The following is a 19,080-nucleotide window of genomic DNA, read 5'->3' on the forward strand; positions in this document are numbered from 1 at the left end:
ATGGCGTCCTCTTATCGAGCGAGAAGTGCCACCAACTGGTCGAACCGACTGTTGGCGATCCACCCCAGAAGCCCGAGAACCACGGCTGTGCCGCCGGCCGAATAGGCGAGCCTGTGTTTGATGGACCTGACGTCACCCCGGACTTCTTCCATGTCTCTGCGGATGTATTCGAGGTGTGTTTCCAGTTCAACGACTCGAGGTTCCATTTCAACTTCTCCAGTGGTTTTGGCGCACTTATTGAATTCGGTTTGATAGCTGGCCCGCCTTTCTGCGAGCGGTGTGACCGGAGTAACCGGCATCCTGATGTCATGGCTTTGCATGATACGTCCCTGTAGTTCCTGCTGATGACGGATAAACCGTACCGCCAAGTTGTACCAATCAGGGTTGAGGGTCAATTGAGCCGATTCCTCAGGTTTTGTAAGAAAAAATCCCACCTTGTAGGACCTCAATACGGTTCGACTTGAAATAATTCATTTTTTTGCGACTTTTATGGGGCGCAGTGAGGTCACATTTCCCATACGGAATTCAATCATGGGAGTGACCACAATGGGCGAACGCAAGGCACTGTTGATTCTGCACGGCAAGCAGGCGCTCAACGAGGAGGTCCGGGCAGCCGTCGAAGAAAAGCGCTCACAAGGCTGGGAATTGGCTGTCCGACTGACCTGGGAGGCCGGCGACGCACAGCGGTTGGTAGACGAAGCGCTGGCGGCGGGCTACAAGCAGCTCATCGCCGGCGGTGGCGACGGGACGTTGCGCGATATTGCCGAGGCAATGGCCGCGCATTCGACGCAGGCCAGTCTGGTGCTGATGCCATTGGGAACCGCCAACGATTTCGCCCGCGCCGCGGGTGTGCCGCTGGAACCTGATCAAGCCTTGAAACTTCTGGACGCTGAACCCCGTGCCATCGATTTGGGCGAGGTCGGCGGTCAGGTGTTCCTGAACATGGCCACGGGCGGCTTCGGTAGCCAGGTCACGGCGAACACCTCTGAAGACTTGAAAAAAGTACTGGGTGGCGCGGCTTATCTGTTCACCGGTTTATCACGCTTCAGTGAATTGCATGCGGCCTATGGTGAGCTGCATGGCCCGGATTTTCAGTGGAGTGGCGAGTTGCTGGCGTTGGGCATCGGCAATGGCCGTCAGGCGGGCGGCGGTCATATGCTGTGCCCGCACGCACTGGCAGACGACGGTCTGCTGGATATCAGCATTCTGCCTGCACCGCAGGAAGTGGTCGGAACATTGAAAAGCTTGCTTGCCGATGGTTTCGGTATCGACAACATGTTTGTGCGCGCGCGCTTGCCATGGGTCGAGATCAAGGTCTCGGAGGGCCTCTACATCAACCTTGATGGCGAACCGCTGGAAGGCGAAAGCCTGCGCTTCTCGGCGCGCCCGGCGGCACTGCGGGTGCATTTGCCCGAGCATTCGCCACTGCTGAGTGTCCCGGCAGCGATCAATCGTCCAGGCTGATGATTTGCTCACGCACGGCGAAGAGGACCAGGCCCGCCACATCGTAGATCTGCAAGCGCTTCATGATCTGCGAGCGATGGGTTTCAACCGTCTTGATGCTCAGGCCCAGGCCGTTGGCGATTTCCCGGGTGGATTTTCCGCGAACGATCAGTCGCAGGATTTCCAGCTGGCGCGCGGTCAGGTTGTGCGAGTCGGCGGGTTCCGGCTGGTGTTTCTGGTTGCGGGTCAGCGCCTGGTTGATGACGGTATGGGCAATGGCCGGGCTCAGGTAGCGCTCGTTGTTGCGCAGGGCATCCAGCGCATGTTCGAGTTCGGTGGCGGTTGTGTCCTTGAGCAGGTAGCCGTGAGCGCCAGATTCCAGTGCCTGCATGATGAGCGCCGGGTCAGTGTGCATCGACAGGATCAACACTTTGCTTTGCGGGTGTACTCGCTTGAGTCGCTGCAAAGCTTCAAGGCCTCCGGTTTCCTTCATGGAAATATCCAGCAGCACGATGTCCGGGGACAGTCGCTCGACCATCTCGAGCAACTGCGAGCCGTCATTGGCCTCGCCGATTACCGCGTAGCCGGGAATATCCAGCACCAGAGCGCGCACGCCAGCTCTGATCAGCGAGTGGTCATCCACCAAAAGTAAGTTACAAGTCAATGCAAAACCTTATTCGTACTGGCCCGTTCCAGCGCACGTGGCGCCCACGGGAAGAGAGCTTCGATTTGAGTGCCTTTGCCCGGCTCGCTGGTCACGCACAGCGTACCGCCCAACTGGTCGATCCGTTCCGACATCCCGGCCATTCCACGTTGTCCCTCACGGCCGGGATCTGTCGCCGGCGCGAAACCCAGGCCGTCATCGCTGATCAACAGCGTCAGGCCTTGAGGCTGGCGTTGCAGGCGAACCAACAGATTTTTCGCTTCGGCGTGGCGCAATATATTGGTCACCGCTTCCTGGGTGATTCGAAAGGCGGCGACGGCCATTTCTTCCGGGATGCCGGTCAATCGTGAGTGGCATTCCAGGCTCCAGTGCACCTGCGTATTAGCCAGTGTCTTGAGCAAATGTGCACGCAGACTGGCTTCCAGCCCAAGGCTGGTCAGCTGCCTGGGATTGAGAATGGCCGACACGTCACGAACTTTGGTCAGGGTTTCTTCCAGCGTGTCGCAGAGCGTTGAGCATTGATCTTGCAGCTCTTCGGGCATTCGACGTTTCAGCCATTCACTTTGAAGTTTTGCCGCAGTCAGTAACTGGCCGATATCGTCATGCAGTTCCCGACTGAGTCGGTGCCGTTCGTTTTCCTGAACCTTCAATAATCGGTCGGCCAGCTCTTGTGGTTCGAACTTTATAGACTTGCGCGAGAGGCAATGCTGCGCCAGGACGCAAGCCAGCGCCGCCATATTCAGCAGCAGCAGACTGAGTGGCAGGCGAGTGGACAGGCTATAGATCGCCAGACTGCCGAGCGCCGAGCAGGTACACAGCAATAGCGTGAACCGGCGCGCGTTTTCTCGGGAGGGTGGCCACGTGGTGATTGACTTGAGGCTGGCGTACATAGCGGATGGAGCCAATGGATGTTCGCTGCGGGCAGACCGGTCATGTTGACTGACGGGTCTCTGTCTGAGTCACTCTGCCATTAATTGACGTCAACTAATGGTCGGCATAATACCACTTAAGATACCGTTGGTCGCGTTTGTATATATGTCCGTACAGTCAGGAAATAAAGAGTCTGGACTTGAGTTCCACAATGGAAAAAGTTTGCCGGCAGGGAAGGATATTTGTAATGAGCTGTCGTTGACAGATATGAAGTATTCAATTGCGACATGAGCGTGCGCAAGTTACAGAGTGGCCGCATGACAATAAGAATACGTGTGATCGCGTAGTTATCGGGAGAGTTAAGCCTGGCGTTCCGAGAAAGAAACGAGCGTGAACGGTTTTGAATGAGCGGGTGGCTGAAACTGGCTTTGTCCGACCTGGAAGGCAAAGGCCTCGATCAGCGATGCCTGTTCGCTGTCATCCAGGCTGAGCTGGCCGGTTTTCTGATCGATCAGTTCAAGCTGCCACGCCATCAATGTGAAACAGTCTTTCAGCGCGCTCAATGCCTGGTCATGCAGGTCTACATGATTCTGGGCATGATTCAGCAGGCCATGAATGTGCAGCGAAAACTCCGAAACCGCGACCAACGCGAGGGCATCGGCCTTGCTGGCCAGTTTGAGGAGGGTGCTCATCATGCATTCGATGGCATCCTTGTCATTACTGATCAGTTGCAAATGACTCAGACATTCCTCGGATTTGGCCAGGAGCGTTTCAGCCTCGACCAGAAACACCGGAAGCCGTTGGGCCCACTCTTTACGGTTCGGCATGCTTATCTCCACAACGTCATGTCAAATGAGGGAATGTCGTGTGTGTCGGCCAGGACCATCAGGGGCCCGGCGTTGCAGTGCCGTTGTGAGATCGCGCTCCGGCCGGCGCGGATGCAGGCGGGGGGATTCGTGAGGGTGGATGGCCACTGACCTGCGATCGCACACAAAAGCCTGACTCCGTTCATGCAATGAGAATGGCGTCACATTAATGGCTATTGGATATTGCGAATATCAGGTTGGGCCTGATTGTTACTAGGGGAATCCCTTACGCAGGGGAACCTAACGTGCGAACTGTTGTCGCGCCGCCGGGATTGAAGCAGATGAATTGAGGGGTTCAGTAAACCATGATGTTAATGTGACATCAATGCCTGGGCGTGGCATTTTGTATGGGGGTCAAGGTCCGGCAAAAACAGCCGATAACCTTCTTTAGTGAATTCATCAGAACAAGCTCAGGAGTCATTGATGGCCGGCATTCTCGACACGGTAGACCAACGCACGCAACTGGTGGGTGAGAATCGCCTGGAAATTCTCATGTTCCGGCTGGCTGGGCGACAATTGTTCGCGATCAACGTTTTCAAGGTGCAGGAAGTGTTGCAGCTGCCGAAGCTGACCCTCATGCCGCAGCGCCATCCGTTTGTCTGCGGTGTGGTGAACCTGCGTGGCCAGACGCTGCCGGTGATTGACCTGTCCCAGGCCATCGGTATGCGTCCGCTGGTGCCAAGTCCGACCAGTACGATCATCGTCACCGAGTACAACCGCTCGGTGCAGGCGTTCCTGGTTGGCGGCGTGGACCGCATTGTCAACATGAACTGGGAAGCCATTCTGCCACCACCGACCAGCGCCGGCCGCCAGCATTACCTGACCGCCATCAGCAAGGTCGACGATCAGTTGGTGGAAATCATTGACGTCGAGAAAGTTCTCGCCGAAATCGTCCCGTACAACGCCAAGGTGTCCCGCGAGAAGCTCGACGATCCGGTCCTGGAACGCGCCCGTGGCCGTGAAGTGCTGCTGGTAGACGACTCCAACGTGGCGCTCTCGCAATTGCGCGACACCCTTGGCCAGTTGGGCGTGAAGATGCACATTGCCAGCGACGGCTTGAAAGCGCTGAACATGCTCAAGGGCTGGGCCGATACGGGCGTGAACATGACCGACAAACTGCTGATGGTCTTCACCGACGCGGAAATGCCGGAAATGGACGGCTATCGCCTGACCACCGAAATCCGTAACGACCCGCGCCTGCGTGGCCTCTACGTGGTGCTGCACACGTCGCTGTCCGGCAGCTTCAACGACTCGATGGTGAAGAAGGTAGGCTGCGACAACTTCCTCTCCAAATTCCAGCCGGACAAACTGGTCGACGTGGTGCGCCAGCGTCTGATGCTCGACGAAGTGCCTGCCTGATACTGCGTCAAAGGCTGCAAACAACCGACCTGTGGGGTGGGCAACGTTCAGCCTTTGATTCAATGAGAAAGCTCGTATAGGGTGGCATTTTTTGCCCACCAGGGAGCTGGCCATGCTGCGTCTGAGCGCGCTTTATCGTTATCCGTTGAAATCCTGCAAGGCCGAGCCCTTGCAACAGGTCGGCCTCGACAGACTGGGACTGGACGGGGATCGTCGCTGGATGCTGGTGGACGAGGCCAGCGGGCGCTTCCTGACCCAGCGTGTCGTCGGGCAGATGAGCCAGCTGTCGGCGTTGTGGAATGCTGAAGGTGGCTTGACCCTGAGCGCCCCAGGCCACATGCCAATCAATATCGCCTTGCCTGCCGGCGACGCTGAACTGCGCGGCGTGACCATCTTCAAAGACAGTTTGCGCGTGCCTGATGCCGGTGATGAGGCGGGTGCCTGGGTCAGCGAATTCATTGGCAAACCTACTCGACTGGTGCAAATCCCTCTTGATCGTGCGCGCACCACTCAGGCAGGTTACGGCAAGGATGACGATCAGGTGGCTTTCGCCGATGGTTTCCCGTTGTTGCTGATCGGGCAAGCGTCGTTGGAAGACTTGTCGCAGAAAGTCGGCCGCCCCCTGGAAATGCTGCGCTTTCGACCGAATCTGGTCATCGAGGGCAGCGAGGCGTACGCCGAGGATGGCTGGAAGCGTATCCGCATCGGCGATGTCGAGTTCCGCGTCGTCAAACCGTGTTCACGCTGCATTCTGACCACCATCGATCCGCAAACCGGATTGCGCAGCGATGATCGGGAACCGCTCGCGACCTTGCAGAAATACCGTGCTCAGGAAGAGGGCGCGATGTTCGGCCAGAATCTGGTCAACGATGGCAATGGCCAGCTCGAAGTCGGCATGCCGGTCACGGTGCTGGAATAAACGACCCTGAATGAAAAATGCCCGTGTCCAGTGACACGGGCATTTTTTTTGTACGGTGAAAACCTGGGGGGTTAGCCGCGGTATTCGCACAGGTAAGCGGTGTCGACGGCCACTTTCAGCTGGAACTTGCTGTTGGCTGGCACGTTGAACTGGCTGCCGGCTTCGAAGGTTTCCCAGTCGGTGCTATCCGGCAGTTTGACGGTCAGGGCGCCGGTCACTACGTGCATGATTTCACGCTGGCTGGTGCCGAATTCGTATTCGCCCGGAGCCATGACGCCGATGGTCGCAGGACCTTCAGCGGTGCCAAAGGCGATCGACTTGACGGTGCCGTCGAAGTACTCGTTGACTTTAAACATGGGCGATTCCTCGAAAAGGGCTAAAAAGGGCCGGCCAGTATGCACAAGGCCTTTGGCGGCGTCACCTCTCTAGAGGGGCAGAATCAGCGGTAACAGACGCGCTGTATTGCGCGCATCCTCCAGCGCCCGGTGCTGCTGGCCGGTGAACTGCATGCCCGCCAGTTGCAGCGCACCGTTGAGCCCCAATGGACGATCCAGGCGTCGGGCCTTGGCAAAGCGCTGTTTGAGGTTCATGTGCGGTACTCGGCTGAGTTCGCTGTCGAGTTGCAGCGTCTGCCATTCCTGCAGCAGTTGCTTGCGATCGTAATCGCCCCAACTCGCCCAGCCTTCCAAGCGCGAATGATGTTGGCCGAGCCAGCGCTCGAAGGCTGGCCAGACCTCGGTTAGCGGTTGTGCGCTGTCGATACTGGCCTGGGTGATGCGGGTCAGCTCGCGGCAAAACGGCGTGAGCAGGGGCCGGCGCAACGGGCGCACGAAACGCTGGAAATGATCCAGCTCCCGACCCTGGCGGTCCACCAGCGTGGCACCGATTTCGATGATTTCCATTTCCGTAACCGGCCAACCCCCTTCATCGGTGGTGGCTTCCAGATCAATGACCAGCCAGTGAGGCATTGCAGGGTTCCTGGTATCCGCATCCTGATAGGGTTTGAGCGTAGCCAAACCCGGCGGATCCGCCTAGCGGGTTATTCGACCTCCAACAAAATCTGACGATTTTTCACCTGGTCGCCGACCCTGACCTGCAGCCGCTTGAGCACGCCGTCGATGCCTGATTTCAACGGGTGCTCCATTTTCATGGCTTCCAGCACCACCAGCAGCTGGCCTTTGCTGACCATGCTGCCTTCAGTGACCAGCACATCGACGATGGCGCCGTCCATCGGAGCCTTGAGCGTGCCGGAGCTGGCGCTGGCCTCGCTACTGACCAGCGCCTGTGTGCAATCCATCAGCCGCAGACTCCCGGGACGGGTGAAAAGCCAGAGTTGCCCGGCGTCGAGACGGTAGGCATGACGCCGGCGGATGCCATCGATTTCCAGGCTGGCCCAGCGCCCGTCGCACTGGATGACACTCAGTTCGAAGGCCTGTCCGGCGGCTTGAATCCGATAGGGTTCGCCCGGTACCGTGTTCAATTGCACCGGCCAATCCTGATCCTCCAGACCGATGCGATAGTGCAGCGGCACACTGGCGTTATTGCGCCAACCGGCCAGCACGGCGGGATGAGCCTGGGCTGAAGCCTGATAGAACAGCGCAGCGGCAATCGCCAGTTCTTCGGCGCCGGGTACATAAGGATGCAGGCAGGGATGATCGGAAAAATACGTCGGGATGAACCCGGTGCTGAACTTGCCACTGATGAATTGCGAATGTTCCAACAGGCTGGCAAGCAGGCGCTGATTACTGGCAAGACCGAGCAGCACGCTGTCCTGCACTGCCCGCAGCAACTTGCGCCGGGCTTCCTCGCGAGTAGCGCCGTGGGCGATGATTTTGCCCAGCAGCGGGTCGTAGAACGGGCTGACCTGCTGACCCTCGATCAGACCATGATCGATCCGTACGCCGCCCTGCGATGCCGGTTCCCAGGCGGCGATCCGCCCGGTTTGCGGCAGAAACGTCTGGGTCGGGTCTTCGGCGTACAAGCGCACTTCGATGGCATGGCCGCTGAGTTGCACCTGCTCCTGGCGCAACGGTAACGGCAGCCCTTCGGCGACGTGCAGTTGCCAGGCCACCAGATCCAGGCCAGTGATCAGTTCCGTTACCGGGTGTTCCACCTGCAACCGGGTATTCATTTCCAGAAAATAAAACTGTCCGCGCGCATCCAGCAAAAACTCCACGGTGCCAGCCCCGACGTAATTCACCGCACGACCGGCCTTGAGCGCTGCTTCGCCCATGGCCTGGCGCAGCTCGGCGGTCATGACCGGGCAGGGCGCTTCCTCGATGACTTTCTGGTGGCGACGCTGGATCGAACAGTCGCGCTCGCCGAGGTAGATCAGGTTGCCTTGCTGGTCGCCGAACAGTTGAACCTCGACGTGACGCGGGTCGATCAACGCTTGTTCGAGAATCAGCTCGTCGCTGCCAAACCCATGCAGCGCTTCGGAGCGCGCGGTGCGGATCTGCGCCAGCAACTCGCCGGCCTCGTGCACCAGGCGCATGCCCCGCCCGCCACCGCCTGCACTGGCCTTGATCATCAACGGAAAACCGATGCGTTCGGCTTCGCGGCTCAGCGTCGCATCATCCTGCTCGGCGCCCTGATAGCCTTTGATACACGGCACACCGGCGTCGAGCATGGCGAGTTTCGACAGGCGCTTGCTACCCATCAGTTCGATGGCTTCGGGGCTGGGGCCGATGAAGGTCATGCCTGCGTCTCGGCAGGCGCGGGCGAACCCGGCGTTTTCCGAGAGGAAACCGTAGCCGGGGTGGATCGCGTCGGCGCCGGTGCGGCGGGCGGCGTCGAGAATGGCCGGGATGTTCAGATAGGATTGCTGCACCGGGGCCGCGCCGATGTTGATGGCTTCGTCGGCGATCTGTACGTGCAGCGCGTCTGCATCTGCGTCGCTGAATACGGCGACGGTGCGGTAGCCCAGGGCCTGGGCGGTGCGCTGGATGCGACAGGCGATCTCACCGCGGTTGGCGATCAGGATTTTGCTGAGTCCGGGCATGGGTTGTTCTCTTGTTTTTGCGGTGAATGTGATGGCCTCATCGCGGGCTTGCCCGCGATGCTTTTAAAGGGCCCACCCCGGTTTACGCTTCTGCACGAAAGCCATGGTCCCTTCGACCCCTTCAGCCCCGGTCACCGCTTCGCTGAACCAATCAGCCGCTTCATCCAGCAGCGCATCCGAAGGCTGTCCGGCACTCGCCAGCAACAGCTTTTTGGTCGTCGCATTCGCCCCCGGCGCGCAGCACAGCACATGGGCCAGGACTTCATCGAGACGCTCGGCCAGCGCTTGCGCGTCATGCTCGACAAAATGCACCAGCCCCATGCGGCGGGCGTGGGTTCCATCAAATCGCGCTGCAGTCAGTGCCAACCGTCGAGCCTGGGTCAAACCGATACGCTGCACCACGAACGGTGCAATCTGCGCGGGCAGCAAGCCGAGGCTGGTTTCCGGCAAACCGAATTGCGCCTGATGATCCGCCAGGGCGACATCGCTGACGCATGCCAGCCCCAGACCACCGCCGAGCACCGCGCCTTGCAGCACCGTGATCACCACTTGTGGCGCGTGTTGCACTTCCTGCAGCAGCGCGCCAAACGCCCGGTTCAAATCGCGGTACGCCGATGGTCCCTGAGCACGGGCATTGGCCATGTCCTTGATGTCGCCACCGGCGCAGAAGTGCCCGCCGGCACCGCCGATCACCAGGGCCCGAATCTCGCGATCATCGCGAACTGCCGATAGCACCGAACGCAACTCGGCGACCATCTGCAAGCTCATGGCATTGCGGCTTTCCGGGCGGTTGAGGGTGATGTGCAGCACACCGTTATGCAATTCGAGCAATAACGTCTGGCAAACCGGCAGGGTGCTCATTTCTTTTTCCCCGGCAGGATGCCCATGAGTTTGCAGATGATCCCCAGCATGATTTCGTCGGCGCCGCCGCCAATCGATACCAGCCGCACGTCGCGGTAGGCGCGGGCCACCGGGTTGTCCCACATGAAGCCCATGCCGCCCCAGTATTGCAGGCAACTGTCGCTGACTTCGCGGCCCAGTCGCCCGGCCTTGAGTTTGGCCATCGAGGCCAGGCGCGTGACGTCCTGACCTTTGATGTATTGCTCAGTGGCCTGATAGACCAGCGCGCGCAGGCATTCGACTTCGGTTTGCAGCTCGGCGAGGCGGAAGTGGATGACCTGATTGTCGATCAAGGCATTGCCGAAGGTTTTGCGTTCCTTGCAGTACTCGATGGTGCTGTCGATGCAGTATTCCAGGCCCTTGATCATGTTCGCGGCGCCGAACAGACGTTCCTCCTGGAATTGCAGCATCTGCATCATGAATCCCGCACCTTCATGCCCGATGCGGTTGCGTTGCGGTACGCGCACGTTGTCGAAAAACACCTGGGCGGTTTCCGAGCTGCGCATGCCGAGCTTGTCCAGGTGCGAACTGAGGCTGATGCCAGGGGTGTTCATCGGCACCATGATCAGCGATTTGTTGATGTGCGGCTTGTCGTCCGAGGTGTTGGCCAGCAGGCAAATGAAATCGGCGCTCGGCGAGTTGGTGATCCACATCTTGCTGCCGTTGATCACGTAGTCGTCACCGTCCTTGCGAGCGGTGGTTTTCAAGCCGGCCACGTCGGAGCCGGCACCGACTTCCGACACGCCAATGCAACCGACCTGTTCGCCGGTAATCGCCGGCCGCAGGAACTCTTCACGCAGTTCATCGGAGCCGAAGCGTGCCAGCGCCGGCGTGCACATGTCGGTCTGAACGCCGATGGACATCGGGATCCCGCCGCAATGGATGGTGCCGAACTCTTCGGCGGCGACGATCGAATAGCTGTAGTCGAGCCCCATGCCGCCGAATTTTTCCGGTTTGGAAATCCCCAGCAGGCCGAGCTCACCCGCCTTGCGAAAAATGTCGTGGATCGGAAAACGCCCGGCCTTTTCCCACTCATCGACGTGCGGGTTGATTTCGTGCTCGACGAATTGGCGAACGGTGCGGCGCAGTGCTTCGTGTTCCTGGGTGAAGATCATTTTTATTGTTCTCCTCTGGCCGGTTCAGAACCGGGCGACGCCAAAACTGTTGGTTTGCAGCGGCCGCAGGTCGGCCTCATGGCAGATGTCCAGCAAATAGCCGAGCAACGTGCGGGTATCCCGGGGATCAATCAGCCCGTCGTCCCACAGGTTGGCACTGCCGTACAGCGCGGTGGACTGGCTGTCGAGTTTCTGCGCGGTGACCTGCTCCAGCATGTCGAGCATCTTCGGGTCAGGCACCAGACCGTCCTTGAGCTGTTTGGCCTCGGTGACGATCCGCAGGACCTTGCCGGCCTGAGCACCGCCCATCACCGCCGTGCGGCTGTTGGGCCAGGCGAAGATGAAGCGCGGGTCGAGGCCGCGGCCGCACATTGCATAGTTGCCAGCGCCATAGGAGCCACCGACAACGATCGTCAGTTTTGGCACCCGGGCGTTGGCCACTGCCTGGATCATTTTGGCGCCGTGCTTGATCACGCCTTGTTGCTCGGACTCGGTGCCGACCATGAACCCGGTGGTGTTGTGGAAGAACAGCAGCGGCGTGCGGCTCTGATCGCACAGCTGAATGAACTGCGCAGCCTTGCTCGCGCCTTTGGGCGTGATCGGGCCGTTGTTGCCGATGAAGCCGCAGGCGCGACCCTGAATCTGCAGATGACCGCAGACGGTCTGTTGATCGAACTCACCCTTGAACTCGAGGAAGTTAGAACCGTCGGCGATTCGCGCGACGATTTCGCGCACGTCATAGGGTTTTTTCGGGTCGTCGGGGATCAGCCCGAGCAGTTCGTCGATGGGGTAGAGCGGTTGCTGGTAGTGACGTTCGGGGACCCACTGCAATTGATCGTTCCACGACAGCAGGCTGACAATCTCCCGGACCTGACGTACGCCATCGGCATCGTTCTCGGCCAGGTATTCAGCGGTGCCGGCGGTTTGCGCGTGCATCTCGGCGCCGCCCAGCTCTTCATCGGTGGCGACTTCGCCGGTGGCCGCCTTGAGCAGGGGCGGTCCGGCGAGAAACAGCTTGGCTTTGCCGCGCACCACCACCACGTAATCCGACAGCCCCGGCTGATACGCGCCGCCTGCCGTGGCGGAGCCATGGACCACCGTGATCTGTGGCAACCCCATGGCCGACATCCGCGCCTGGTTGGCAAAACTGCGCGCGCCTTCGACGAAAATCTCCGCAGCGTAATTAAGGTTGGCGCCGCCGCTTTCGGCGAGGGTGATCACCGGCAATTTGTTTTCCATGGCGATCTGTTGCAGGCGCAGGGATTTCTTCAAACCGCTGGGGGAGATGGTTCCGCCCTTGATCGCGCTGTTGTTCGCCACGACCAAAACACGAACACCCGACACGTAGCCGATCCCGGCGATCAAGCCGCCGCCCGCCGAGCTGCCGTCCTTGTCGTCGTGCAACTTGTAACCGGCCAGGCTTGCCAGTTCGAGGAACGGCGCACCGGGGTCGAGCAACAGGTTGAGGCGCTCACGGGGCAGCAATTGCCCGCGCTTGTCGAACTTCGGTTTGGCTTCGGCTGCTTTGTTCAGCAGGTTTTGTTCGAGCTGACGGACCTGCTCGATACCTGCCAGCATCGCGGCACGGTTCCGGGCGAACTGTTCGCTGTTCGGGTCGATTTGCGACTGAATCACCGGCATGACTTATTCCTTGTCCTTGAGCACTTCTGGTAAGTACGCGCGGTGGAAACCGTTGTACGACTTGCTGTTGGTCGCCTTGTGAATCGGCCACGCCCGGCCGCCCAGGCTCGCGGCGCCGTCGATACGCAAGGTGCTGCCACTGACGAACGCCGCGGCCGGGCTGAGCAGGAATACGATCGCCGCACTGACTTCCGATTCGGTGCCGATGCGTTTCAGCGGCACGTGTTCGCGCAAGGTCGGAATCACCGCTTTGAACGCGCCTTCGTAAGTGTCCATGCCGCTGGAGGCGATCCAGCCCGGCGCCACCGCGTTGACCCGCACCCCGGCATAACCCCATTCGAACGCAGCGGTCTTGGTCAGGTTGTCCATGCCCGAGCGCGCCGCGCCCGAGTGGCCCATGCCGGGCATGCCGCCCCACATGTCGGCGAGCATGTTGACGATGGCGCCGCCGTGTTTGCTCATGGATTGATTGAACACTTCCCGGGCCATCAGGAAACCGCCCACCAGGTTGGTGCGCATCACGGTTTCGAAGCCCTTCTGATTGATCGAGGCCAGCGGCGAAGGGAACTGGCCTCCGGCATTGTTGACCAGTCCGTGGATCGGCCCGTGCTTGCGGATCAGTTCGCTGACCAGATGCTTGACCGCTTCTTCCTCGCGAATATCGCAGGTCTGCCAGTCAGCCTTGCCGCCATCCTCGATAATTTCGGCGGTCACGGATTTCAGTTTGTCGGCATTGCGCCCGATCAACAGCACATGGGCACCGAGCGCCGCCAGTTCATGAGCGGTGCAGCGGCCGATGCCGCTGCCGCCACCGGTGACGATGATGTTTTGGCCGGCAAACAGATCGGCTTTGAAAATCGAATCGTAGGCCACGGCGGCAGTCCTCTAGTTGACCTGGTCGGCGATGCGCTGAGGCACCGGAATCTGGATGTCCAGCAGTTGTTGGGCGAAGGCTTTGCCCTGGGGATCGATCCGCAGGCTGGCCACGCCGCCCCCACCCAGCGCGTTCTCCAGTAGAAAGTTAAGGCTGTGGGTCGCGGGCAGGTACCAGCGCTCGACACGCCCGTGAACCGGGTCGAGCACGTGGCTCATCCAGTCGACGATCACGGCCGGGGTCAAGGCTTCGGCAATCCAGGGCAGGTATTCCGGCTCGCGGGCCATGACGCCGATGTTGCTGTGATTGCCCTTGTCGCCGGAACGTGCGACCGCAAGCTTGATCAGCGCCACGCTGGCATCGGCGCGACCCATGGGCTTCGGCGGTTCGAACGGCACCGGCAGGTCCGCGGTGGTGAGCACGTCGAGAGCGGGCAGGGCACACGGGTGACGCTGACCGTTGAGATCAATGTCCAGCGTGCAGGCGCTTTTGTCGATGAGGAACGAGAACAGCCGGATCAGCGGATACACCGTCGGCCGCCCGCCGACAATCCCGGTCAGCCCCGGCGCCATGCCGGTGGCAGCCTGGGCAATTTCCCGGGAGAACACGATCAACGCCTGTTTGCTCGGGTGACGCACGGCGAGTTTGATCACCACTTCGCGGCTGTCCTGTCGCTGGCCATGGGGCCCGTAGGTCGCTTCGCTGCCCAGGAGCTCGATGTTCACTTCGCTGTAGGGCGCCCAGCCGCGCTGGCTGAAGATTTCCGAGGTCTTGTTGATGATCGCTTCGCTGACACGCCGGGCCTTGTCCACTGCATCGATGCCGGCAATCAGGCAACTGGCAGTGCAGCGGAAACCATCCGGATAAGTCGCGCTGACCTTGTATTGGTCCGTTGGAGGCAAACCCTTTGCACCATGCACCTGAACCGCATTTTTGCCTTGTTGCTGAAGTTTGACCTGGGTGAAATCGCAGACTACATCGGGCAAGAGATAAGCCTGCGGGTTGCCGATTTCATAGAGCATTTGCTCGCCGACGGTAAGGGGCGTCACCAGGCCGCCGGAGCCTTCGGGTTTGCTGACAATGAACTGGCTGTCGGCGCTGACTTCGACGATGGGGAAACCGATGTGTTCGTAATCGGGCACGTCGCGCCAATCGGTGAAGTTGCCGCCGGTGCACTGGGCGCCGCATTCGATGATGTGGCCGGCGAGGGCGGCTTGGGCGAGTTTGTCGTAGTCGTGCCAGGACCAGCCGAATTCATGCACCAGCGCCGCGCTGACCACGGCACTGTCGACCACACGCCCGGTGATCACGATGTCCGCGCCCAGACGCAAGGCTTCGACAATGCCCGGCGCGCCGAGGTAGGCGTTGGTGGAAACGCACATCGGTGGCAAGGGGGCGCCGCTGAACATTTCATGGAGGCCGCGGCTGCTCAGCTGTTTGAACTGCGGTTGCAGGTCATCACCCAGCAGCACCGCGATTTTCAGCGCCACGCCAGCCTTGTCGCAGGCCGCTTGCAACGCAGCCGCGCAGGCGTGTGGATTGACGCCGCCGGCGTTGCTGATGACGCGGATTTTCTGTTCGGCGAGTGGCCCCAGCAGAGGGCTGAGGACTTCGATGAAGTCACTGGCGTAGCCGGCCTGTGGATCTTTCATCCGCGCACCGGCCATGATCGACATTGTGATCTCGGCCAGATAATCGAACACCAGATAGTCCAGGCGCCCGCCTTCCACCAGTTGCGCGGCGGCGGTCGAGGTGTCGCCCCAGAAGGCGCTGGCGCAACCGATGCGTATCGTTTCAGGCACAGCCCTTTCCATAGCCACCTCCGACAATCGTGAATCGAGACTACCAAGCAAGCGCTTGGTTTGTAAACGACTGAAATATCTTAGGGCCGAGCGCTTGCTTGGTTGCCTGCGTCAGCTTAAATTGCCCGCGCAACCCCGCTGTTTTAGCGGTGAATACGACTGTAGGAGAGAACGGGTGGACGAGCAAAAAGCCCTGAGGGTCATGCGCGAACTGGTCGACAGCGGCCAGTTGACCGACCCGGACAGCGCCCGTGGCAAACTGCTGCAAGTGGCGGCTCACCTGTTCCGCAATAAAGGCTTTGAACGCACCACGGTGCGCGATCTGGCCGGTGCCGTGGGCATTCAGTCGGGGAGTATTTTTCATCACTTCAAAAGCAAGGACGAGATCCTGCGGGCGGTGATGGAGGAAACCATTCGCTACAACACCGCGTTGATGCATGCCGCGATCGCTGAAGCCGACAACGTGCGCGAGCGGGTGCTGGCGCTGATTCGCTGCGAATTGCAGTCGATCATGGGCGGCAGCGGCGAGGCCATGGCGGTGTTGGTGTATGAATGGCGTTCGCTGTCCGAAGACGGCCAGGCGAAGGTCCTGGCGCTGCGTGACATCTATGAGGACCTCTGGCTGCAAGTGCTGGGTGAGGCCAAAAACGCGGGTTTCATCCGTGGGGACGTGTTCATCACCCGCCGTTTCCTGACCGGCGCGCTGTCCTGGACCACGACCTGGTATCGCGCGGGTGGCAGCATGAACCTCGATCAATTGGCCGATGAAGCGTTGATACTGGTGCTGAAAGAACAACAATAATTTCGTTCAGGGCCGCAGGAAGCTGGCTAAGTGGCCGAAACCGCCTAGCTTGAATGGATTGATGCGTATTTTTTGGGGAGTGGGAAGTTTTGATGTCTTCGCCAATTCGGACGGCCTCGCGGCTTTTGCTGGCGGCGCTTGCGGCGTTGTGGGTATTGCCGTCCCCGGCTGCACAACTAGTGCGGGTCGGTGCAGCGCATTTTCCGCCTTATACCGTGCGCCCGGAATCCGGTGCCGACACCGGTCTGTTGCCACAGTTGGTCGAAGCGCTCAATGCAGTACAAAGCGACTATCAGTTCGTGCTGGTGCCGACGTCCATTCCGCGACGCTTCGGTGACTTCAAGCAGGGCCGGGTGGACATGGCTATTTTCGAGAACCCGGGCTGGGGCTGGAAGGACATCCCCCACACCAGCGTCGACATGGGACTGGAGGACGCGGAGATTTTTGTCGCGCAACGAATACCGAATCGTCAGCAGAACTACTTTTCCGATCTCGCCGGCAAGCGTCTGGCGCTGTTCAGCGGTTATCACTACGAGTTCGCCAACTTCAATGCCGACCCGAAAGTCCTCGCGCAAAACTACAACGCCACGCTGACCTATTCCCACGACAGCAACCTGCTGATGGTACTGCGCGGGCGGGCCGACGTTGCCCTGGTGACGCGCTCTTACCTGAGCGATTACCTGCTGCGCAACGAGAAGGTCGCCGATCAGTTGCTGGTGTCCGAGCGCATCGATCAGGTCTATCACCACTACGCCATTCTTCGTCCTTCAGCGCCCATCAGCGGCGAGGCATTTGGCAAGTTGTTGCAAGGATTGCGCGACAACGGCCAGATGCTGAAGATTTTCGATCCGTACAAGATCGCGGTGGTGCCGGTTCCGGGCAATTGAATACGCGTCAACCGTCGCGTGTTTGCCTGAGTCGCTTAAATTTTCCCCGCTGGCTGACGTCACATCGTTGAACTGTCGACGATTACCGTGAGCCCGACCCATGTCCAATCTGAATAATCTGACTGCCCTGGCCTTGCCGACGGGCAGTCGTCTTGTCGCTGAAGAAAGTGAAAACCGACTGAGTCTTAGCCAGGACGCGCAACCGCTGATTACCTTGCGCCTGGCACGCGAGCCCGAATTGCAGGTGAAAGTCGAGGCGCATCCCGACATTCAGGCATTGTGGGCCGCCTGTTATTGGTTGTTTGCCCGTGATCCCGTGTGTCAGCACCTGACCTGGCACCTCGATGAAGCCCCCGCTGAAGCCTTGCTCACTGGACTGCTGATCCCGACCGGGACCGCCGGCCAGTATCGCTGCGAGCGCACGCTCTTCTGGCAATTGCCGCAACCTTGGTTGTGCACCTCGCAGACCAACAGCTACCCACAGCAAATGGTGATCAGCGACGGCAAGCGTCATCCGTTGCGGCCAGTGAAGCCTCGCGGTGAGGTCTATCGGCGTTTCGATGCACGGCTGGGGGCGTGGATTTCCCTGCGAACGGTGGATATCGACCTGGATCTTGCGCGGTTCAACCGCTGGCAGAACAGTGCGCGGGTGGCGAGTTTCTGGCAGGAAGAGGGCAGCCTTGAACAGCATCGCGAGTACCTGGGCAAACTCGAAGCCGATCCACACACCGTGACGCTGATCGGCTGTTTCGATGACCAGCCGTTTGCCTATTTCGAAGCCTACTGGGCCAAGGAAGACCGCATCGCGCCGTTTTATGAGGCGGGTGATTACGACCGAGGCATTCACATGCTGGTCGGCGAAGAAAATCATCGCGGCCCACACAAGGTGGCGAGCTGGTTATCGGCGTTGACGCATTACCTGTTTCTCGACGATCCACGCACCCAACGGGTGGTCGCCGAGCCGCGCGCCGATAACGCGAAGATGATCGGGTATATGCAGGGGCAGCGTTTTCACTGCGAGAAAGAGTTCGACTTCCCGCACAAGCGTGCAGCGTTGATGGTGTTGGGGCGGGAGTGGTTTTTTGAGCGGTGTGTGTTGGCCTGATTTAGCGTTAAACCTGAAAGATCGCAGCCTTCGGCAGCTCCTGCAGGGTTATGCATTCCATGTAGGAGCTGCCGAAGGCTGCGATCTTTTGATCTGACGTTGCCAGTCAACGACGGGCAAACGTATCCGCGCGACTGCCCGACACCTTGCGGCAATGCACCAGCGCATCGCGAATCATGAAGTTCACCAGGGTCGGCGACACGCCGAGCTCCTTGGCGATGTCCTTTTGCGGCACACCGTGCAGACGGTACATCTCGAAAGCGTAACGGGTACGGCTCGGCAGCTCCGTCAACGCGTCGGCGATGTTTTCCAGGGTCGAGAAGTTGATGTGCGAGGTTTCCGGCGAAGCACCTTGGATCACCACGTTCAGCCCTTCCTCTTCAGGCCCCGAATACTTCTGTTCCAGTGCCTGTTTGCGGTAGTGATCGATCGCCAGGTTGCGCACGATCTGGAACAGGTAACTGAGCTGAGCCTTGATCGAGGAGGTGATCTGCGGCGCCGATTGCAGGCGGAAGAACGCATCCTGAACCACATCTTCGGCACGTGACCGGCAGCCGGTGATACGGGCAGCAATCTTGACCAGAATCAGTCGATTGTCGACGAATGCCTGAAGTAGCGGTGAATCGCACCTGCTTGTGGATACTTGTTCCGTCATGGAAATCACCTTGCTGCAAATAGGGTCGTGGGACAGCAAGGGAATCGGAGCCGTCCTACACATCGAGCGACAAATTATTCTGAATGATAATGATTGTCAATTGAGAAAGAGAAGTAATGCTCTTAAAAGGTGCGCAGTGAGAACTGCGACACGCTGTCGCGCCCGCTTGCGGCAGCC

General features: G+C 59.8%; 19 protein-coding genes. 6 read left to right on the top strand and 13 right to left on the bottom strand.

The features are described 5' to 3' along the window. Nucleotides 1–11: 11 nt before the first annotated feature. A complete protein-coding gene (locus ACM6IQ_RS03765) occupies nucleotides 12–320 on the bottom strand; it encodes a hypothetical protein (protein WP_414878106.1) in 309 nt (102 codons plus the stop codon). 226 nt (nucleotides 321–546) lie between these two features. On the opposite strand from ACM6IQ_RS03765, the gene yegS reads away from it, so the two are divergent. After that, nucleotides 547–1,464, top strand: coding sequence for a lipid kinase YegS (gene yegS, locus ACM6IQ_RS03770; RefSeq protein ID WP_017339989.1), 918 nt, complete (start codon nucleotides 547–549; stop codon nucleotides 1,462–1,464). Here yegS and ACM6IQ_RS03775 read toward each other — a convergent pair. The 3 genes from ACM6IQ_RS03775 to ACM6IQ_RS03785 all read right to left on the bottom strand — a co-directional run bounded on the left by ACM6IQ_RS03775 (nucleotide 1,448) and on the right by ACM6IQ_RS03785 (nucleotide 3,804). Beyond that, nucleotides 1,448–2,107 carry a response regulator transcription factor gene (locus ACM6IQ_RS03775; protein WP_017339988.1) on the bottom strand — a complete coding sequence of 220 codons (660 nt, stop codon included), beginning with the start codon at nucleotides 2,105–2,107 and terminating at the stop codon, nucleotides 1,448–1,450. The genes yegS and ACM6IQ_RS03775 overlap by 17 nt on opposite strands. After that, nucleotides 2,104–2,997, bottom strand: a complete 894-nt coding sequence (locus ACM6IQ_RS03780; protein ID WP_017339987.1) for a sensor histidine kinase — start codon at nucleotides 2,995–2,997, stop codon at nucleotides 2,104–2,106. The genes ACM6IQ_RS03775 and ACM6IQ_RS03780 overlap by 4 nt, the downstream gene beginning before the upstream one ends. A gap of 339 nt (nucleotides 2,998–3,336) precedes the next feature. Continuing rightward, the gene (locus tag ACM6IQ_RS03785) at nucleotides 3,337–3,804 is read right to left on the bottom strand and encodes a hypothetical protein (protein ID WP_017339986.1); all 468 of its coding nucleotides are present in this window, start codon (nucleotides 3,802–3,804) and stop codon (nucleotides 3,337–3,339) included. Nucleotides 3,805–4,266: 462 nt separating this feature from the next. Between ACM6IQ_RS03785 and ACM6IQ_RS03790 the strand changes: the two genes are divergently transcribed. Further along, nucleotides 4,267–5,202: a chemotaxis protein CheV gene (locus ACM6IQ_RS03790; protein ID WP_017339985.1), complete on the top strand. Its 936-nt coding sequence runs from the start codon at nucleotides 4,267–4,269 to the stop codon at nucleotides 5,200–5,202. A gap of 112 nt (nucleotides 5,203–5,314) precedes the next feature. After that, the gene (locus tag ACM6IQ_RS03795; RefSeq protein WP_017339984.1) at nucleotides 5,315–6,121 is read left to right on the top strand and encodes an MOSC domain-containing protein; all 807 of its coding nucleotides are present in this window, start codon (nucleotides 5,315–5,317) and stop codon (nucleotides 6,119–6,121) included. A 71-nt stretch (nucleotides 6,122–6,192) separates the two neighbouring features. On the opposite strand, the gene ACM6IQ_RS03800 is transcribed toward ACM6IQ_RS03795, so the two are convergent. The 8 genes from ACM6IQ_RS03800 to ACM6IQ_RS03835 all read right to left on the bottom strand — a co-directional run bounded on the left by ACM6IQ_RS03800 (nucleotide 6,193) and on the right by ACM6IQ_RS03835 (nucleotide 15,454). After that, nucleotides 6,193–6,477, bottom strand: coding sequence for a pyrimidine/purine nucleoside phosphorylase (locus ACM6IQ_RS03800; RefSeq protein ID WP_017339983.1), 285 nt, complete (start codon nucleotides 6,475–6,477; stop codon nucleotides 6,193–6,195). A 69-nt stretch (nucleotides 6,478–6,546) separates the two neighbouring features. After that, nucleotides 6,547–7,089 (bottom strand): exonuclease domain-containing protein, encoded by a 543-nt coding sequence (locus ACM6IQ_RS03805; RefSeq protein WP_017339982.1) that lies wholly within the window; start codon nucleotides 7,087–7,089, stop codon nucleotides 6,547–6,549. 71 nt (nucleotides 7,090–7,160) lie between these two features. Beyond that, nucleotides 7,161–9,122, bottom strand: a complete 1,962-nt coding sequence (locus tag ACM6IQ_RS03810; protein WP_414878092.1) for an acetyl/propionyl/methylcrotonyl-CoA carboxylase subunit alpha — start codon at nucleotides 9,120–9,122, stop codon at nucleotides 7,161–7,163. 63 nt (nucleotides 9,123–9,185) lie between these two features. Further along, nucleotides 9,186–9,983 (bottom strand): enoyl-CoA hydratase/isomerase family protein, encoded by a 798-nt coding sequence (locus tag ACM6IQ_RS03815; RefSeq protein WP_414878093.1) that lies wholly within the window; start codon nucleotides 9,981–9,983, stop codon nucleotides 9,186–9,188. Next, the gene (atuD, locus tag ACM6IQ_RS03820; protein ID WP_414878094.1) at nucleotides 9,980–11,137 is read right to left on the bottom strand and encodes a citronellyl-CoA dehydrogenase; all 1,158 of its coding nucleotides are present in this window, start codon (nucleotides 11,135–11,137) and stop codon (nucleotides 9,980–9,982) included. The genes ACM6IQ_RS03815 and atuD overlap by 4 nt, the downstream gene beginning before the upstream one ends. Nucleotides 11,138–11,161: 24 nt before the next feature. Continuing rightward, nucleotides 11,162–12,778, bottom strand: a complete 1,617-nt coding sequence (gene atuC, locus ACM6IQ_RS03825) for a geranyl-CoA carboxylase subunit beta (protein WP_414878095.1) — start codon at nucleotides 12,776–12,778, stop codon at nucleotides 11,162–11,164. A 3-nt stretch (nucleotides 12,779–12,781) separates the two neighbouring features. Then, nucleotides 12,782–13,651 (bottom strand): SDR family oxidoreductase, encoded by an 870-nt coding sequence (locus tag ACM6IQ_RS03830; protein WP_414878096.1) that lies wholly within the window; start codon nucleotides 13,649–13,651, stop codon nucleotides 12,782–12,784. 12 nt (nucleotides 13,652–13,663) lie between these two features. Further along, a complete protein-coding gene (locus tag ACM6IQ_RS03835; protein ID WP_414878097.1) occupies nucleotides 13,664–15,454 on the bottom strand; it encodes an acyclic terpene utilization AtuA family protein in 1,791 nt (596 codons plus the stop codon). A 175-nt stretch (nucleotides 15,455–15,629) separates the two neighbouring features. Between ACM6IQ_RS03835 and ACM6IQ_RS03840 the strand changes: the two genes are divergently transcribed. From ACM6IQ_RS03840 to ACM6IQ_RS03850, 3 genes are all read left to right on the top strand, one after another. Then, nucleotides 15,630–16,256 carry a TetR/AcrR family transcriptional regulator gene (locus ACM6IQ_RS03840; RefSeq protein ID WP_017339975.1) on the top strand — a complete coding sequence of 209 codons (627 nt, stop codon included), beginning with the start codon at nucleotides 15,630–15,632 and terminating at the stop codon, nucleotides 16,254–16,256. A gap of 92 nt (nucleotides 16,257–16,348) precedes the next feature. Next, nucleotides 16,349–17,143 carry a substrate-binding periplasmic protein gene (locus ACM6IQ_RS03845; protein ID WP_017339974.1) on the top strand — a complete coding sequence of 265 codons (795 nt, stop codon included), beginning with the start codon at nucleotides 16,349–16,351 and terminating at the stop codon, nucleotides 17,141–17,143. A gap of 100 nt (nucleotides 17,144–17,243) precedes the next feature. Further along, the gene (locus tag ACM6IQ_RS03850) at nucleotides 17,244–18,248 is read left to right on the top strand and encodes a GNAT family N-acetyltransferase (RefSeq protein ID WP_414878098.1); all 1,005 of its coding nucleotides are present in this window, start codon (nucleotides 17,244–17,246) and stop codon (nucleotides 18,246–18,248) included. A gap of 106 nt (nucleotides 18,249–18,354) precedes the next feature. Here the strand turns inward: ACM6IQ_RS03850 and ACM6IQ_RS03855 are convergent, their stop codons facing one another. Continuing rightward, nucleotides 18,355–18,903, bottom strand: coding sequence for an RNA polymerase factor sigma-70 (locus tag ACM6IQ_RS03855; protein WP_017339972.1), 549 nt, complete (start codon nucleotides 18,901–18,903; stop codon nucleotides 18,355–18,357). Nucleotides 18,904–19,080 lie beyond the last annotated feature (177 nt).

The organism is Pseudomonas sp. IT-P100 (assembly GCF_949767185.1).
GTDB lineage: Bacteria > Pseudomonadota > Gammaproteobacteria > Pseudomonadales > Pseudomonadaceae > Aquipseudomonas > Aquipseudomonas fluorescens_B.

Coding starts and splice junctions, on each gene's coding strand:
- ACM6IQ_RS03765 (WP_414878106.1), bottom strand. CDS start 320: ATGCAAAGCCATGACATCAGGATGCCGGTTACTCCGGTCACACCGCTC.
- yegS (WP_017339989.1), top strand. CDS start 547: ATGGGCGAACGCAAGGCACTGTTGATTCTGCACGGCAAGCAGGCGCTC.
- ACM6IQ_RS03780 (WP_017339987.1), bottom strand. CDS start 2,997: ATGTACGCCAGCCTCAAGTCAATCACCACGTGGCCACCCTCCCGAGAA.
- ACM6IQ_RS03785 (WP_017339986.1), bottom strand. CDS start 3,804: ATGCCGAACCGTAAAGAGTGGGCCCAACGGCTTCCGGTGTTTCTGGTC.
- ACM6IQ_RS03790 (WP_017339985.1), top strand. CDS start 4,267: ATGGCCGGCATTCTCGACACGGTAGACCAACGCACGCAACTGGTGGGT.
- ACM6IQ_RS03795 (WP_017339984.1), top strand. CDS start 5,315: ATGCTGCGTCTGAGCGCGCTTTATCGTTATCCGTTGAAATCCTGCAAG.
- ACM6IQ_RS03800 (WP_017339983.1), bottom strand. CDS start 6,477: ATGTTTAAAGTCAACGAGTACTTCGACGGCACCGTCAAGTCGATCGCC.
- ACM6IQ_RS03805 (WP_017339982.1), bottom strand. CDS start 7,089: ATGCCTCACTGGCTGGTCATTGATCTGGAAGCCACCACCGATGAAGGG.
- ACM6IQ_RS03810 (WP_414878092.1), bottom strand. CDS start 9,122: ATGCCCGGACTCAGCAAAATCCTGATCGCCAACCGCGGTGAGATCGCC.
- ACM6IQ_RS03815 (WP_414878093.1), bottom strand. CDS start 9,983: ATGAGCACCCTGCCGGTTTGCCAGACGTTATTGCTCGAATTGCATAAC.
- atuD (WP_414878094.1), bottom strand. CDS start 11,137: ATGATCTTCACCCAGGAACACGAAGCACTGCGCCGCACCGTTCGCCAA.
- atuC (WP_414878095.1), bottom strand. CDS start 12,778: ATGCCGGTGATTCAGTCGCAAATCGACCCGAACAGCGAACAGTTCGCC.
- ACM6IQ_RS03845 (WP_017339974.1), top strand. CDS start 16,349: ATGTCTTCGCCAATTCGGACGGCCTCGCGGCTTTTGCTGGCGGCGCTT.
- ACM6IQ_RS03850 (WP_414878098.1), top strand. CDS start 17,244: ATGTCCAATCTGAATAATCTGACTGCCCTGGCCTTGCCGACGGGCAGT.
- ACM6IQ_RS03855 (WP_017339972.1), bottom strand. CDS start 18,903: ATGACGGAACAAGTATCCACAAGCAGGTGCGATTCACCGCTACTTCAG.